This is a genomic window from Brevibacillus gelatini (assembly GCF_050920745.1).
Lineage (GTDB): Bacteria > Bacillota > Bacilli > Brevibacillales > Brevibacillaceae > Brevibacillus > Brevibacillus gelatini.
Genome location: NZ_CP154342.1, coordinates 3,663,780 through 3,678,749 on the forward strand (window position 1 = coordinate 3,663,780; position 14,970 = coordinate 3,678,749).

General features: G+C 53.5%; 15 protein-coding genes and 2 riboswitches. Of the genes, 4 read left to right on the forward strand and 11 right to left on the reverse strand.

Going from position 1 to position 14,970, the window contains the following annotated elements:
- Positions 1-27 precede the first annotated feature (27 nt).
- The 4 genes from ribD to AAFJ72_RS17720 form a co-directional block, all read right to left on the reverse strand.
- Positions 28-1,128, reverse strand: coding sequence for a bifunctional diaminohydroxyphosphoribosylaminopyrimidine deaminase/5-amino-6-(5-phosphoribosylamino)uracil reductase RibD (gene ribD / locus AAFJ72_RS17705; RefSeq protein WP_432775006.1), 1,101 nt, complete (start codon positions 1,126-1,128; stop codon positions 28-30).
- Between the two features lie 131 nt (positions 1,129-1,259).
- Positions 1,260-1,407: riboswitch (FMN riboswitch) on the reverse strand.
- Between the two features lie 103 nt (positions 1,408-1,510).
- Positions 1,511-1,656, reverse strand: a riboswitch (FMN riboswitch).
- Positions 1,657-1,743: 87 nt separating this feature from the next.
- On the reverse strand, positions 1,744-2,394 hold the full coding sequence (locus AAFJ72_RS17710; RefSeq protein WP_432775008.1) for an HAD family hydrolase: 651 nt from the start codon (positions 2,392-2,394) through the stop codon (positions 1,744-1,746).
- 143 nt (positions 2,395-2,537) lie between these two features.
- Positions 2,538-3,263: a sporulation protein YunB gene (gene yunB, locus AAFJ72_RS17715; protein WP_432775009.1), complete on the reverse strand. Its 726-nt coding sequence runs from the start codon at positions 3,261-3,263 to the stop codon at positions 2,538-2,540.
- Between the two features lie 157 nt (positions 3,264-3,420).
- Positions 3,421-4,737 carry a globin-coupled sensor protein gene (locus AAFJ72_RS17720; RefSeq protein WP_432775012.1) on the reverse strand — a complete coding sequence of 439 codons (1,317 nt, stop codon included), beginning with the start codon at positions 4,735-4,737 and terminating at the stop codon, positions 3,421-3,423.
- A 533-nt stretch (positions 4,738-5,270) separates the two neighbouring features.
- Here AAFJ72_RS17720 and corA point away from each other — a divergent pair.
- Complete coding sequence (gene corA / locus AAFJ72_RS17725) at positions 5,271-6,206, forward strand: magnesium/cobalt transporter CorA (RefSeq protein WP_122903169.1); 936 nt, start codon at positions 5,271-5,273, stop codon at positions 6,204-6,206.
- Between the two features lie 4 nt (positions 6,207-6,210).
- Here the strand turns inward: corA and AAFJ72_RS17730 are convergent, their stop codons facing one another.
- The 6 genes from AAFJ72_RS17730 to AAFJ72_RS17755 form a co-directional block, all read right to left on the reverse strand.
- Positions 6,211-7,305, reverse strand: a complete 1,095-nt coding sequence (locus tag AAFJ72_RS17730) for an HD-GYP domain-containing protein (RefSeq protein WP_432775014.1) — start codon at positions 7,303-7,305, stop codon at positions 6,211-6,213.
- A 168-nt stretch (positions 7,306-7,473) separates the two neighbouring features.
- Positions 7,474-7,776, reverse strand: coding sequence for a YunC family protein (locus AAFJ72_RS17735; RefSeq protein ID WP_122903171.1), 303 nt, complete (start codon positions 7,774-7,776; stop codon positions 7,474-7,476).
- 85 nt (positions 7,777-7,861) lie between these two features.
- A complete protein-coding gene (locus AAFJ72_RS17740; RefSeq protein ID WP_122903172.1) occupies positions 7,862-8,101 on the reverse strand; it encodes a DUF6154 family protein in 240 nt (79 codons plus the stop codon).
- Positions 8,098-9,576, reverse strand: coding sequence for a bifunctional metallophosphatase/5'-nucleotidase (locus tag AAFJ72_RS17745; protein ID WP_432775017.1), 1,479 nt, complete (start codon positions 9,574-9,576; stop codon positions 8,098-8,100). The genes AAFJ72_RS17740 and AAFJ72_RS17745 overlap by 4 nt, the downstream gene beginning before the upstream one ends.
- 28 nt (positions 9,577-9,604) lie before the next feature.
- Positions 9,605-10,429: a sulfite exporter TauE/SafE family protein gene (locus AAFJ72_RS17750; protein WP_122903174.1), complete on the reverse strand. Its 825-nt coding sequence runs from the start codon at positions 10,427-10,429 to the stop codon at positions 9,605-9,607.
- A 21-nt stretch (positions 10,430-10,450) separates the two neighbouring features.
- Positions 10,451-11,302: a DUF72 domain-containing protein gene (locus AAFJ72_RS17755; protein WP_432775019.1), complete on the reverse strand. Its 852-nt coding sequence runs from the start codon at positions 11,300-11,302 to the stop codon at positions 10,451-10,453.
- Positions 11,303-11,415: 113 nt separating this feature from the next.
- On the opposite strand from AAFJ72_RS17755, the gene AAFJ72_RS17760 reads away from it, so the two are divergent.
- Entirely contained in the window at positions 11,416-11,859 is a 444-nt protein-coding gene (locus AAFJ72_RS17760) for a M67 family metallopeptidase (RefSeq protein WP_432775022.1), read from the forward strand.
- On the opposite strand, the gene AAFJ72_RS17765 is transcribed toward AAFJ72_RS17760, so the two are convergent.
- Positions 11,784-13,193, reverse strand: coding sequence for an aspartate kinase (locus AAFJ72_RS17765; RefSeq protein WP_432775024.1), 1,410 nt, complete (start codon positions 13,191-13,193; stop codon positions 11,784-11,786). The genes AAFJ72_RS17760 and AAFJ72_RS17765 overlap by 76 nt on opposite strands.
- 114 nt (positions 13,194-13,307) lie before the next feature.
- On the opposite strand from AAFJ72_RS17765, the gene AAFJ72_RS17770 reads away from it, so the two are divergent.
- Together AAFJ72_RS17770 and AAFJ72_RS17775 are read left to right on the forward strand one after the other, a co-directional pair.
- A complete protein-coding gene (locus tag AAFJ72_RS17770) occupies positions 13,308-13,484 on the forward strand; it encodes a hypothetical protein (RefSeq protein ID WP_432775025.1) in 177 nt (58 codons plus the stop codon).
- Positions 13,485-13,670: 186 nt separating this feature from the next.
- Positions 13,671-14,903 (forward strand): IS110 family transposase, encoded by a 1,233-nt coding sequence (locus AAFJ72_RS17775; RefSeq protein ID WP_005833250.1) that lies wholly within the window; start codon positions 13,671-13,673, stop codon positions 14,901-14,903.
- The last annotated feature ends 67 nt before the right edge of the window (positions 14,904-14,970 follow it).

A 14,970-nucleotide genomic window follows, 5' to 3' on the forward strand; every position in this document is an offset into this window, starting at 1 on the left:
TTGTTTCCTGAAAACAGCTCCCTGCTACTACTTCTCCCACAGCGGATAACCGCTTATGCGCACATCGCTTTCATCCAGCAGCTCGACACTCGTATTTTCAAGCCGGACAGCCTGATCCATCGTGGCGAAGCCCTGTCCGCCAATTGGCGTAGGTGCGCTGTTTCCGCCGATCAACTTTAGCGATACGTAGCTAATCATTTTCTGGATGGCGCGCGCCTGCAAAAACGCTCCGTTCACAGCCTGCCCGCCTTCTACCAGCAGAGAAGTAATGCCCTGCTCTCCCAGCGTGTCCAGCACGTATTCCACCGTAATCTGTCCGCTTGCCACAAACAGCCTGACACCTTTTGCCGCCATTGCCGCACGCTTCTCTGCCGGGGCCGCCTCTGTCGTGAAAATCCAGGTCGGCGCATCCGTATTCGCAATCACGCGCGCTGTGAGCGGCGTGCGCAGTTGGCTGTCCAGGATGATCCGCACAGGCTGCCGTCCATACAGTTGCTCCCCTTGTCTGGCCGTCAACAGCGGATCATCTGCCAGCACGGTTCCGACGCCGACCAGAATCGCGTCGTGCTGTCTGCGCAGTTCGTGCACCTCCGCCCGCGCCCGCTCCCCCGTGATCCAGCGGCTGTGCCCCGTGACCGAAGCGATTTTGCCGTCCAGGGTGCTTGCCGTTTTCACCGTGACAAACGGGCGCTTCGTCGTGATGTAATGGAAAAACACTTCGTTGAGCCTTTGTGCTTCCGACTCACCGACTCCGACAACCACTTCCACGCCTGCGGCGCGCAGCTTCTCCACGCCTTTTCCAGCCACAAGCGGATTTGGGTCCAAGGTCGCAATGACGGCCCGGCGAACGCCCGCCGCGACCACCGCATCGGCGCAAGGGGGCGTTTTTCCGTAATGACTGCACGGCTCCAGCGTCACATACAAGGTAGCGCCAGCCGCCTTTTCCCCAGCCATGCGCAGCGCATGCACCTCCGCATGCGGCTCGCCCGCACGCAGATGGGCTCCCATGCCTACAACAGCTCCGTTGTTCACCAGGACTGCACCGACCAGTGGATTGGGGCTCGTCTGACCTTGTGCCGAACGCGCCAGATCCAGCGCCAATGCCATGAACCGCCTGTCCTGCTCCATGTAAAACCTCCTCTTTCCTGCATGGATTCCAGCCAAAACAAAAAGCCCTGGAAACTTCAGTGTCTCAGGGCATAGGGAAAGAAGCCTTCTTGCATTCGTTTTTTGCAAAAAACGATGCCAAAAAGCTTGGGTCAAATCTTCTTCCATCCGGACTTTACCGTCGGCTCTGGATTTGCACCAGATCAGTCGCCGACCGTTACGGTCAACGAGTCGCGGGCTAAAGACGATTGGATCGCCATCACCGCCGGTCAGGAATTTCACCTTGCCCTGAAGATTTTGCTATGAAGTTGTCCAACAAAAAACGCCCACGAGCACATACTCAGGGCGTAGAGAAAGAAGCCTCGTGACTGCCTGTTTTTGAAAAACAGCGTCGAGGCCATGCCAATACCTTCTCCCATCCGGACTTTACCGTCGGCCTTGGAATTGCACCAAGTCAGTCGCTATCCAGTTGCAATAGCGAGTCGCGGGCTCAGACGTGCGTTCGTCATTACCGCCGGTCGGGAATTTCACCCTACCCTGAAGGCTGGTATTCAGTTACCGTAAAGTATAACACATTTTTCACGTTCACTGTCATTTTTTTAAAACAGAAGTGTCAGTCCGCACCCGCCAGACCCGCTACAAAATGTGCAGCAGCTCGCGCAAATCGGCGATATACGCCTGTGGCGCCACGTTATGCCGTTCCATCTCCTGCGGGTTTGACTGGTAGGCGATAAACGCCACCTCCCCGTCCTGGGCAGCTTTTCCGTCAATCCAGGAATCCCCAACCATCGTCCAGGCTGTCGCAGGCAGCTCGGGATACTGTCTGCGAATGTAGTGAATCCCGGACGGATGCGGCTTCAACGTCGTCATCTGCTCGCGCGCCACGATCTCCTCGAAGCAGCCCGCGATGCCCGTGCGGCGCAACGCTTCCTCTGCGGCGATATAAGCGTTGTTCGTCAAAATGAACAGATGATGCCGATCCTTGAGTATGGCGAGCACTTCCTGTACATGGTTCTCCAGGACAGCTTCGTGCATCCCCGCCTTTTCGATCTCCGTCACAGCTGCCCACATCTCCTGTTCAAGCCGGCTGGTCAGCCTGCCCGATGTCCGGCCGATCTCGATCAGCTGCGAAGCGGTGTGGCTCTGCCAGTCGAATGTCGGTTCAATCAGGCCGTGCTCCGTCCATAGCCGAAAAATAGCCTCTTTCATTTCTGAAAAGTCGATCCTCGATTGCAGTAGCGTGTTGTCCATGTCGAAAATGACACCTGTTGAAAAACGTCTCTTCATCGTCAGCCTCCCTGTCTCGTCCGTTCCCGTCTCTTGTACCCTGTCAGCCACATTGGTTTCAGTATAGCAAACAAGCTGCTTCCCCGATCACTGAAAAAAGCGACAGCCCATGCGCTGCCGCTTTTTCCTTTTCCATCGCACCTCTACCGAGTGTCGTCTGCCCCTTCCATCGGTGCCCGCGGGACATCCGGCTTGCCTTCCGGATTGTTGTACAAATACTGCGGCACATCGCCGATGATGAGGGAGTGCGTGATCGGGATTTTCGTCGTAACCGTCTGCTCGTCGGTCGCGAACGGAATGACGATGCGCAAGTCGACCTCGACGAAAATGTAGACGGTTGCGAGCACCATGTTGATGCCCGCCTCTTTCAACTCTGTCTCCAGCTTCGTTTTCACGGAGCCGATCGGCACGAATGTCACGGGCAAGTTCGGCCCCATTTGCGCCAAAAACGCATTGCCCGTCGCCAGGCCCAGCGGAATCGTGCGGTCAACTTTTTCCGTCTCGAACTCCTGCAGTTTGTTCTGGACGCGCGAGGTAGTCTCGCCGACAATTCTTGCGTACTCCTTGTAGTTGAACTGATACGCCTGAATCTGCCCCTCTTTGTTTTTTTCAATCTTCACGATCTGGTTGAAGTCGACGCCTTGTTGGGAAATCCGCTTGGTGACTGCATCCGTAATTGCTTCCTTCGCCAATTGCTCTGCTTTTTGAGTAGCCAGGATCAACAGGGTCGGCTCCAGCCGATGCTGCAAAAAAACGAGCGTCTGAATCGACAGCAGCAAAAAAATCACCAGCGCGATCAAAAACGCTTTCGTTCGGGAAAGCGGGTTTCTCCAACGCCGACGGGGTCGAAATATGGCCACTCCCGTCACCTCCCAACTGGTACATCCTATGGTGAGCGACGGGAAAAAAGACTACCCGCGACAAGAGCAGCTCGCGCATTGCCATTCAATCGGGGTGAACTGCCTTGTCACGCAAAACAAACAAGCAGTACGCCGCCAACCGACAGACGTACTGCTTTTTTTAGAGCTACAAGTTTTCCGTGATCTCCGACAGCTCGTCTGCGGAGCTGGCCACTTGCGCCACAGCCTGGTTCATATCCTCCATGACCTTGAAGAAGTTTTCCAGTTCCTTTTGAATGTGCGCGCTCTGCTCCTTGCTGTCTGAGACAGCGCTGATAATGCCTTCGAAAAACTCATTCGTCTCGTTCGTCATCGCGGTGCTCGACTCGACAAGACCCTGAATTTCCAGCACAACCGAAGAGAGGGCCGTCGTTTGCTGATTCGTTTTCTCAATCAGCTCCCGCACGCCGAATACCGATTTCTTCGTCTGCTCAGCAAGCTTGCGCACCTCGTCGGCCACGACCGCAAAGCCGCGCCCCTGCTCTCCGGCTCTCGCAGCTTCGATCGCCGCGTTGAGCGCCAGCAAATTGGTCTGCTCTGCGATTGCTGTCACCACGTCGACAATTCCGCGAATTTTTTCGGCGTTGTCCTCCAGCGTGTTCATTTCTTCGGAAATTTGCCTCACGCTTTGCTGGATCAGCCCCATTTGCTTCTGCTGGTTCTCCAGCTTTTCCTTGCCCTCCCTGGACAAATCCTGCGCCTTGGTGGAAAAATTCGTACCGTTTTCGGCATAGCGAAGCACTTCGCGCGACTGCTCCGTCAGTTGCTGGACGGACGCGCTGTTTTCCTCCGAGACGGCTGCCAGCTCATGCGCGGAATTGGTCAGCACCACCCGCAGCTCGTCCTTTTTGGCCTGTTCGGCCCGCCGCACGCGCTCATGCTCATTTTCGTACTCTTCCAGTACGATTTGCGTCTCGATGTTGAGAATTTTGCTCACCGCAGTGAGCGCAAGCACAAACTCTTCCTTGTCTTCGATGTTTTTATGCAAAAGGTCCATGATGGAAACGAACAGATTTTGAAACGCACCCAGGTACCACTTCGGCTCCAGTCCGATCCGCATGTGAATAACGGCAATCTTGCTGCGCTGTTCAATGTAGGCGGCATCGATACAGCCGTTGAACATCTCGGTGATGTGCCGGGTCAGTGTGCCCTTCAGTCTTGCAATGGTGCTGTTCTTGTCGACGATGCCCATGAGCAGAGGTTCATTTTCAATATTTGAATAGAAGAAGTCTACAATATTATCAATATTGCGAACGATAAGCGGCTGAAGCGCTTTGACAATCGACAAGTCTTCCTCTGTCAAATGGATCATAGACAGTTGTCTGGAGAGGGTGGATTGCCCTTGAAGCTCTACTTTTCCCTGCTCTTTTCGCTCCTGGAAAAACGACTCTTTTTTTTCTGTTCCTTTCATACCAAACAGACTAGAAAATGGACTAAAACTCATATGCCGAACTCCTTCTTAACGAAAAAATGGATGGGTTAACCGTATCAGGTAGAGTATACAAATAAATTCCAATTGGCTTATATCTGCTCAATTATATACCCGAGTGTAATATTGTGTAAACACTGCCCCAGAGCAAATACGGTTGGCTTTGTTGCTTTCGCCCTACCTGTTTCTGCGGTCGGTCAGGCCGAGAATGGTGGTACGATTCGTCTCTTTTATATACATCGGCACTTTGCAGCCGTCCTGATACGAAAACATCTCCGTTTTTTGAAAATGGCTAGATTCAGGAAAGTGCGGCACACTATTTCAAGAAACGTAAGTCCGTCTCTGGCAAGCAGACGAGCCGATTTTCATACGTATGAGAATGACAGCCCAAAAAGGAGGCGAGACAAGGGTGGATACGCCCCAAAAACGGCGGGTCGCACAAGCACCTCCCAGCCGCGAAGCGCTGCGCTCTGCCTACGAGCTGATTCTCACACGTATTTTGCCGCGTCTGCCGCCATTCCCTCACTCTACTGGCAGGAGTTGCGAGCATGAAGATACGACTGATCGAAAACGGCCTCATAACGGAAATAGATGACGTGGAGGAAGCGGTTCCGGCACCCGGAAAAGGATTTTTTTGGATTGACGCTTCTCCCTTTGACCTCGATGTATTGCAGCCGTTGTTCGGACTGCACCCGCTCGCGGTCGAGGACTGCATCGACGAAGAAGAGCAGCGGCCCAAGCTGCAAATATACGACGATCATTATTTTATGGTCCTAAACGGCATCGCCTTCCACGATCAGGACATTTTCCTGCGCGAGATCAATCTTTTTCTCGGCAGCCATGCGATTATTACCGTGACCAAACAGGAATCGCCGGAGCTTGCTTCCATGCTCGCGATCATCAGGGAAAAAGAAGTGAGCCACCCGGACACTTTTTTGTATCATCTGATCGATCAGATTGTGGATCGGTATTTTGAGGTGACGGAAAAAATCGAGGACTTGATTGAAGCGCTGGAAGAGGAAATATTGATGCACACCCGCAAATCCCAGCTCGACCAGATCATCGGGCTGCGCAGCGAGATTTTGTATGCGCGAAAAATGCTCGTGCCGCAGCGGGATTTGATTGATGCCCTGCACAAAAAAGAACTCCCGCTGATTCGGCCGAAGCTGCAAAAGTATTTTGGCGATATATGGGAGGATGCGAGCAAAATCGTGGAGAACTTCGAAACGTTTCGCGACCTCATCGGAAACTTGCGCGAAGCCTACCAGGCGGCGCTCGCCGGACGGGCAAACGATATTATGCGCATCTTTACCGCCCTGACCACGATTTTCATGCCGCTTACCATCGTGACAGGAATTTACGGCATGAACTTCGACTTCATGCCGGAACTGCACTCCCCTTACGGCTACTACATCGTTCTTGGCTGCATGGCCGCAATCGGATTGACGATGTTCATTCTGTTCAAGAAAAAGGAATGGCTGTGAACGACTAGACGAGATCTCCGCAAGCTACGATCATCAGCGAGAGCATTTTTGACAGATCGCATTCATACGGCTGTGACAACTCCTGCCCTTCTTCATTCACCAGGACGCGAATGACGGGGCGGCTTGGCATGCTCTTGTTGGAATCCACAACCACGCCGGATACCCCTGTGTTGAGCGTCACGCTCAAGCCTACCGGGTACAGCGCGATGGTGTCGCGCAACGCTTCGACATAAGCCTGGTCAAACAATATGTCTGAACCGGAATAAAGCACTTCCATCGCTTCGTGCGGCAGCATCCCCCGGCGGTAGACGCGATGCGCGGTCAAGGCGTCGAATACGTCAGCGACGGCCATCAGGCGGCCATACGGGTGAATCTCGGTGTTTTTCAGTTTACGCGGGTATCCGGAGCCGTTCCAGCGCTCATGGTGCTGCAAGGCGCAGTGGGCTGCGAGCAGCGGAATATCTTCCTGTCTGCGCAGCATCTCGAAGCCGATTTCGGCATGCTTTTTCATCACTTCATACTCTTCCGGCGTCAGGCGACCCGGCTTTTTCAAAATCTGATCCGGAATTTGCATCTTGCCGATGTCGTGTAGCATGCCGCCGATGGAAATGTCCAAAATTTCCTTTTCGGTGCAGCCTGTGTTGATCGCCAGTGCCGTACTGTAGAGCGCGACATTAAAGGAATGGCTGAAAATGTAGTTGTCGAAGGCACATGCATCTGCGAGCAGATTCATCGCTGATTTGTTGCCTTTCAGTTCATCCGCAACTGCCGACATGACCTGCTTCAGTTGACGGCCCAGATTTTTATCAGAAAACAGCAGCTGCCATTTTTGCGGCACTTCCTGAATACCGCGAAACGTATCGTGAATAATAGACATCGCCTGTCTGCGCGTGCTCTCGGAAATAACTGTATCCACCATGATGTCGTCTGTACGTTTATCTTCTATGTACAGGCTGTTGATATTTTTGTTCTTGAGGCGCTCGATCATTCGCCCTGTCAACTCTACTCCCGCTCCAACGAGTACCGTTCCGTTTTCTGCATAGATGGAACGGGCAAGCTTGTCGCCCGGCTGACATTTATGAATGGATTTCAGTCTCATTTCCAACCTTCGCCTTTCATCTGAGTATCCCTATTATAGCGTGATTCGACGTCGTTCTACATAAAAAATTTTTATCAATTTACAAAAAATTGGGACCGCAAAAAAACACCTTCGTCTCATCGACAAAGGCGTCCTTGCTTGCAGCTTTGTATCGTTATCCGTGTTCTGTTACAGCATTTTGACGACGGCTTCCCGCCCGATCATGCCAACCTTGATGCCTTGCGCCTCCGCTGTCGTCGTCACCGATTCCAGGGGTGCGTCCAGCAGCTCGTCTATTGTTTTGACACCGACGGCTCTGCCCGCAATAATTTCGCGGCTGGCCAACCGTTCATTCAGCAGGCCGACGTCCAATGCTCCGCACATGATGTAGCCTTTGTCTGTCGTCACCGCAAGCAAAGTCGTCTTGGGCAGCCGCACAGTGACTGCGATCGCCGTCCCTTCCGGAAAGTGGATAGGCTGTACTTCAACCATCCCGTTCCCTCCTTTTCACTCCTGCTTTTGCGTTACCATCCTATGACACAGGAGCAAAAAGTGTGTGCAGGGAAAAGCGCCGCACTCAATGCACGAGCGGAGCCGGGAACTGTTCACCCTCCATCGCAATCTTGCGTTTCATCACTTCGATCATGTACGTCGCCAGCATGTGAAACAGCTCTTCCTCGTCCATTTCTTTTACCAGCCTGAGCAGATCATCGCGCGTCTGCTCGTGCAAAACCCCGACGACCACTGCCGTAATATCCTCCTCGTCGCCGTTGAAGTGTCCCTTGTACAACTCGTACAATTCGTCGATAAACCTCATCGCTCATCCCCCCTGCTTCTTTCCATAGCATGCCCCGAATCGGGCGAGGGCACTTTTTCCCACCTTGGCAAAAAAGCGTTTTGCACAAGCGTCTGATCGGTAATCGTGTTTGCGATCACCTCGCGCAGCATTTCCGGAAAAAAATACTCGATCTCCCTGCCCTGCAACAAATCGGGGAACAGGCGGTTGTACATGAACATATCGACCGTTCCGACGCGATACTCCCGCTCGTTTGCCAGCGGCTGGCCGTTGACTTCAATGGCCACGATGTGCGGCTTGCGGGAGTCCTCATACTGGATACGCAGCCCGTCTACTGCCATCCAGCCTTCGATTTTGCCGCGAAAACCGTAGCCGCGCAGCTCGCGATGCACGATTTGCGGCTGGATTGCCTGCTCCAGCACCGCAGCAAGCTGCCTGCCGGTGAGCGTCACGGCGCAGACGTTGATCGGGTGTGGCACACTTTTCAGCAGTTGGGCAAAAGTCAGACTGCCGCGCTGCAACTCCGCAAGCAACAGCCCGCTGTTGGCCATTCCCACTTCGGCCCCTGTCCACTTGCGAATGCTGGCGGCAAGAAAAGAGCCATACGGAGTCTCCTCCGTCCAGTTGACGCGCAAATCCCGCTCCAGCCTGGCAATCGGTCGAATCAGACTCGCGTTTGCCCGTTCCTGCTCTTTTTGCAAAAAAGCGAGCAACGCCTGATCCGGCTCGTACCGCCCGGTTTCAAACAGCTCTGCCGAAACATCGACGATCTGTTTGGCCGCGCGGTCCCAGATGAGCCTGACGTGGCCCACATGCTCGCCAAAGCGGCCTGTCTGGGCGATCAGCGTACTTCCCACCCGCTCGCCATGCGGCAGCGTATGATGGGTATGCCCGCCAAGGATCACATCCAGCCCCGCGACCTCCTGCGCAAGCATGCAATCTGTCTGGTAGCCAAGATGAGACAGCAGGATGATGATGTCGACAGAGGAACGGAGCGCGGCGACTTGCTCGCGCAGAACAGGCAGCGGCTCGCGAATCTCCCAGCCCATGTTCTGATAGGAGAAAAAAGGGATCGTCATGCCGAGCAAAGCGATGCGCAGCTCTCCACACGTATGAATGGCGTACGGGACCGCCCATGCCGGAGGTGCCATCGTTGATCTGTCCAGCAGGTTGCCGACGATGACGGTGAAGTCAGCTTGCTCGTACATGGTGTCGAGCTTGCTTTTCGGCAGTGTGAGGCCCTCGTTGTTGCCGATCGTCGCGTACTGGTAGCCGCAACGGTTCAGGACGCCCACATTCGTTTTGCCGAAGCTCGCCTCCGAGCGGCCGTCCATCCTGTCCATATGGTCCCCGATGTCAATGGTCAGCACATGCTCCTGCCGGCTCTCCCACTGCTCCCGGCTCGTTCTCAGGCAAGTCGCAATCTGCGGCATTTTTTCGAAATGGCTGTGCAAATCGTTGGTGTGCAGCAAATGCAAGGTACAGGTGTCCGCCACGACTTTCCCCTCCCTTCGTCTCACTTCGTTATCCGATAACCGATTTCATAATCATTTGTACAGCAATCGCCAGAATCAAAATGCGCAAAAACAGGACAATCGTGCGCCCTTTCAGCTTGCTCGCGATGATGGCTCCCAGCTTTCCGCCCGCCCATGCACCGGGGGCGAGCATCGCGGCGTACAGCCAGTTCACATGGTCGTGGAAAATGTTCGTCACCGAACCGACCACCGCCGAGAAAAAGATGACCAGCATCGAGGTAGCTGTGGCGATATGCGGAGGAAAGCGGTACAAGAGCATCATGGCCGGAACCATCAGCACGCCGCCACCCACGCCGAAAAGCGAGGACGTGATCCCGACAAAAAAAGCGATCGCAATCACGCTCCACCTGCTATATCCATACTCATATTCCTTGCCTTCGTTGTCGACAAAGTGCCGCTTCACTTCCCAGTCGATCTGGCGCGGCCGCAGTTTGTCCTTGACCATCAGAACCACGAACATGCACAGTTGAAACAGGCCAAAGAGCAGGGTAAAATCTTCCGTTTCCAGTAATGTATTAAGGTAGACACCGACGATAGCACCCGGTGCGCTGCCGATAAAAAACAGCAGGGCACTCTGCATGTCGACCTTTTTTTGTTTGATGTACGAGATGGATGATGACAAGGCAGTGACCGCAATCACGAGCAGGGAAGTCGCAGCGGCCACCTGCGGAGGCATCGAATTCGGTTCATACCAGTTGGCGAAAAACATCAGGGCCGGGACAAAAAAGATACCGCCGCCAAGCCCGGCGATACTGCCGATCACACCGGCACCCACCCCGATCAGCAAAAATAAAAAAGCGATGGCTACAAGCATGGCTACCCTTCTTTCTTCCTTTTAGAACAACTCCATCTGTCGAGGGTTCAAACCGCTTGGCTCAAGGCCGAGCATGTCTGAAAACTGCTTGGCATTCGCTGCCGCATCGCCTCCAGAGTTATTGTTGAACAAAATGCAAACTTCATCCGCTTCCTGCTCGATCTTGCGAATATGGACGAGCCACTCTGTCAGCTCCTGCTCGCTGTAGCGGTACAGGTAGCGCACGTCGCGCCAGTTTTGACCTTCGCCCGGATCGCGCCACCCCGCTTTGTTGCGCCCGTGGAACCGGACAATCGCCAGAGCAGGATGCGTGACGGCCGGCACGATTGGAACCGAGCCTTTTCCGGCCTGCGGCTCGTCGCATACGACATGCACGGCGTTGATCTCACGCAAAAAGTCCAGGGTGCGCTCCGCAAAACGCTCCTCAAACCAGCTCTGGTGGCGAAACTCCACAGCAAACGGATAAGCGGCCAGCGCCTGACGGCAAGCCCGGATATACTGGACGTGCTCGCGCGCGCAATCGAACCAGGGCGGGAACTGAAACAACAGTGCCTTCAGCTTCCCAGCCTCTACCAGCGGCTGAATGCTCTCCTCAAACTGCGCGAACAGCTCGCGGCGGTTGACAGGGGCATCTCCCCGCTGGTGCCCCGTCATCGCCTGATGCGGCTTCACGATAAAGCCGAAGCGATCCGGCGTATCCCGGACCCACGACTCGTAATTGCGCTGTGGTAAAATGGCGTAAAACGAGCTGTCCACCTCCACAATCGGAAAGTGGCTGGCATATACAGCCAGCTTGTCACGGCTACGCACGCCCTGAACGTACAGTGTGTCATGGTCGCCCCACCCGCAGACTCCCACATGTATCGTACTCATGGCACAAATAAACCTCCGGATTTCACTGGATATGGCAAAAAGGAGAGCGACCCCTTATGCAAGCAACGAACTGGTTGGGTGAACCCTTTGCGTCTAAGAATAGCAAAATATTTTTGGACCGAAAAGTAGCGAAACGCCTCCTGTATGCTGCTCAAGAGGCGTTTCCCTATGAATATTCCGCCTTGCTCATCGGCAAAGGGGCAACGATTACCGATTTCCTTTCCATGCCAATCTCCGCGGACAAGCACGCCTTTTCCTGGGACGGCCCTGCTTTTTTCCAGGCGATTGGCGACATTCGCAAGCGCCATCTGCAATGGCTGGGCGTCCTGCACACCCATCCGCACACTGCCCCCATCCCTTCTGCGCGGGACGTTGCAGGCTGGCACTACCCTTCGCTGTCCTACTGGATTGTCAGCCTGGCCCTGGACGTTCCGGATTGGCGTGTCTATCAATGGCAGGACGGCGGCTTCGTTGGGCGCGACTACACGCTAACGGACGCAACAGAAGTGGCAGACACCTCGTCAGCCGACTCCGCGTCGTCGCCAAAAAACTCCTGATACAAGGCGATAACCGCGCGATTCGCTTCGGCTGCCTTGACGCCGAACATCATGCTGACCTCCGACGAGCCTTGGTTAATCATCTCCAGGTTGATTTTCGCCGCCGCGAGCGCCGTCGCCGCTCTGGCTGTAGTGCCGACTGATTGACGCATTCCTTCCCCGACAATCATCACGAGCGCGAGGCTGTGCTGCACGGTGACATCATCGGCCTCCAACTCGCGGAAAATCCGCTCGATAATCCGCTTCTCCTTGTCTTCGGTGAGGTCTTTTTCACGCACGATCACGGAAATGTTGTCAATGCCCGACGGGGTGTGCTCGTAGGAAATGCCCTCTTCCTCGAAAATTTGCAAAAGCTTGCGGCCAAAGCCAATCTCGCGGTTCATCAAATATTTACTGACGTAGATGCTGCAAAAGCCGCTGTCGCTGGCAATCCCCGACACCTGGTTGGTCGCGCACAGACGCTCGGCTACGATCATCGTTCCCGGCGCGGACGGATTGTTTGTATTTTTGATGCAAACAGGAATGTCCGCCTGGTACGCCGGAATCAGCGCTTCCTCATGAAAGACGCTGAAGCCCGAATAGGACAGCTCCCGCATCTCGCGGTAAGTGATTTCCTTCACTTCTCGCGGATTGGCGATCAGATTGGGATTGACGACGTACACGGAATCGACATCCGTGAAGTTTTCGTACACGTCCGCTGTCACCGCTGCGGCCAAAATCGCACCGGTAATATCGGAACCGCCCCGCGAAAACGTCACCAGCTCGCCGCTCGTCGTATAGCCGAAAAAGCCGGGAAAGACGGTAAGCCCCTCTCTCTCCCGCAGCGCGGCAAGCTTTTCGTAAGCTTCCGGCAAGACGTGGGCGTTGCCCGCTTCATCTGACACCAGCAATCCGGCGTCTTTCGGATTCACATAGCTGGCCTCTTCACCCAGGCTCCGCAAATAATGCGCCACGATCTTCGCGCACGTATCTTCTCCCGCAGCCTTGACTGCATCCATAAACCGTTCGGCTGACAGCCCCTTCCGGTTGCTCAGCACCGCGTCAAGCTCGCCTTCCAGCTGCTTCCCGACGTGCTCGCCCAACCCAAGCTCTGCCACGATCTCCCGATAACGCTGAAAAACAGCCTGTTTCTCCGCGTCTGCCTGTCCGTCCTGCAAAAAACGGGTGGCGTAGCGAATCAGCAGGTCGGTTACTTTCGTATCGTCCTTATGTCTTTTGCCAGGGGCCGAAACGACGACAATCCGCCGCTCCCGATCTGCCAAAACGATGTTGCACACTTTTTTGATTTGCTCGGCATTCGCCAGGGAAGTGCCCCCAAATTTAGCTACTTTCATCTCTACTCCTCCATCTATCCGCTCTTGGCCGTTCTTTTTCTTTCTGAAAGTCTGTTACTAGCTTAATGTATCCACCCAAAAAGTACAAGTGTCTTTTTCGGAAGGACATAAACAGTGGCGCAAAGCTGCAGGAGAGAGAGTCGGCTGCCGCTTCGTGACCGCAAGCAACTGATGAGCCTATCCGGCCACTGGAAGCAGTTGGACAGTGCCGATGAAATACAGCAAGGGGCTGTCTCAAACTACCATGGCCTGACAGCCACCACATTGAATGAAAATGTACTTGGCCTGTGAACCTGCTGATTTCATAATAAAATTAGCAGGTCACAGGCCGATACTTTTTTGGTGGCAATAACCCCGAGTCTCAAACCGGCCGACTGCACCTACGAGCACCGCCGATTGTTACCATGAGTACGTGTATAAAAATACTTTGCTTCGGGTGCATGGCCTGCATCATTTTCTACAAAGGAAGTGATGGGAATGGATGCAATATTAGAACGATGTGCTGGACTCGATGTACACCAAGAGACGGTGGTAGCATGTGTTATGTATGGTCCTTTGGACAGAAAACCGAAACAAGAAACCAAGACTTTTTCTACCACTACCAAAGGACTCCTTGAACTTCACGATTGGCTCCATCAATACGAATGTACGCACATTGCAATGGAAAGCACAGGAGTATACTGGAAACCGGTATGGAACGTTCTTGAAGGGAGCTTTACATTGGTACTCGCCAACGCTAAGAGAATCAAGAATGTTCCAGGTCGAAAAACGGATGTAAAAGATGCAGCTTGGATTGCTCAATTACTCCGCTGTGGGCTGATCACTCCCAGCTTTGTTCCGCCCGAAAATATTCGAGATTTACGCGATTACACTCGTTATCGGAGAAAGCTGCTCGGTGATGCTACGGCGGAAAAAAACAGAATCCACAAGATTTTGCAGGATGCCAACATCAAGCTGACAACATATGTGAGTGATGTATTCGGTGTATCCGGAAGAGCCTTACTCGAATCGATTGTGAACGGTGAGGTGCTAAGTCCAGACCAAGTAAAAGATCTAGTCAAAACATCACTGAAAAGAAAAGTTCCGCAACTTATAGAGGCTTTGAATGGTCGAGTTCGAGCTCATCATCGAAAAATAATCGGGATGCACCTCGATCACTTGAGGTATCTCGAAGAACAAATTAGGGAAATCGAAAAAGAAATCGACAGGCTCCTCAGTCCTCATTTGGACATTGTTGAACAACTCATCACCGTTCCGGGGATTCAAAAGGATGCGGCGGCGGTCATCCTAGCAGAAATCGGATACGATATGTCTTGTTTTCCATCGGATGCCCATCTCTCATCATGGGGAGGTTTAAGTCCAGGGAACAACGAAAGTGCGGGCAAGAAAAAAAGCTCCCGAACCACGAAGGGAAACAGGAGCTTGAAAGCCGTACTTTGCCAGGCAGCTTGGGCCGCGAGTAAATCGAAAGGCACTCGGCTCGCTTCGTTTTTTTATCGCATCCAGAAACGAAGAGGCCAGAAAAAAGCTACGATGGCCACGGCTCACCTCATATTACGTATTATATATCACATGTTGAAAAATAACATAACGTATCAAGAGTTTGGATGGGATTACTTACAAGATCAGGATCGAGTTGTTGATTATTGGATCAAGAGAATTGAATCACAAGGGTTCAAGGTAATGATTGAACCAACTGAGGTCGTGTAAGTAAATACCATATTTTGGATATATCTAGCAACCAACTGTAGTCCGTCCCTTTTTTTGCTTTTTAGGG

What these genes read in the sequence shown, in the direction of transcription:
- ribD (WP_432775006.1), bottom strand. Translation starts at nt 1,128, where the DNA reads ATGGAGCAGGACAGGCGGTTCATGGCATTGGCGCTGGATCTGGCGCGT.
- AAFJ72_RS17710 (WP_432775008.1), bottom strand. Translation starts at nt 2,394, where the DNA reads ATGAAGAGACGTTTTTCAACAGGTGTCATTTTCGACATGGACAACACG.
- AAFJ72_RS17720 (WP_432775012.1), bottom strand. Translation starts at nt 4,737, where the DNA reads ATGAGTTTTAGTCCATTTTCTAGTCTGTTTGGTATGAAAGGAACAGAA.
- corA (WP_122903169.1), top strand. Translation starts at nt 5,271, where the DNA reads ATGAAGATACGACTGATCGAAAACGGCCTCATAACGGAAATAGATGAC.
- AAFJ72_RS17730 (WP_432775014.1), bottom strand. Translation starts at nt 7,305, where the DNA reads ATGAGACTGAAATCCATTCATAAATGTCAGCCGGGCGACAAGCTTGCC.
- AAFJ72_RS17735 (WP_122903171.1), bottom strand. Translation starts at nt 7,776, where the DNA reads ATGGTTGAAGTACAGCCTATCCACTTTCCGGAAGGGACGGCGATCGCA.
- AAFJ72_RS17740 (WP_122903172.1), bottom strand. Translation starts at nt 8,101, where the DNA reads ATGAGGTTTATCGACGAATTGTACGAGTTGTACAAGGGACACTTCAAC.
- AAFJ72_RS17750 (WP_122903174.1), bottom strand. Translation starts at nt 10,429, where the DNA reads ATGCTTGTAGCCATCGCTTTTTTATTTTTGCTGATCGGGGTGGGTGCC.
- AAFJ72_RS17755 (WP_432775019.1), bottom strand. Translation starts at nt 11,302, where the DNA reads ATGAGTACGATACATGTGGGAGTCTGCGGGTGGGGCGACCATGACACA.
- AAFJ72_RS17765 (WP_432775024.1), bottom strand. Translation starts at nt 13,193, where the DNA reads ATGAAAGTAGCTAAATTTGGGGGCACTTCCCTGGCGAATGCCGAGCAA.
- AAFJ72_RS17775 (WP_005833250.1), top strand. Translation starts at nt 13,671, where the DNA reads ATGGATGCAATATTAGAACGATGTGCTGGACTCGATGTACACCAAGAG.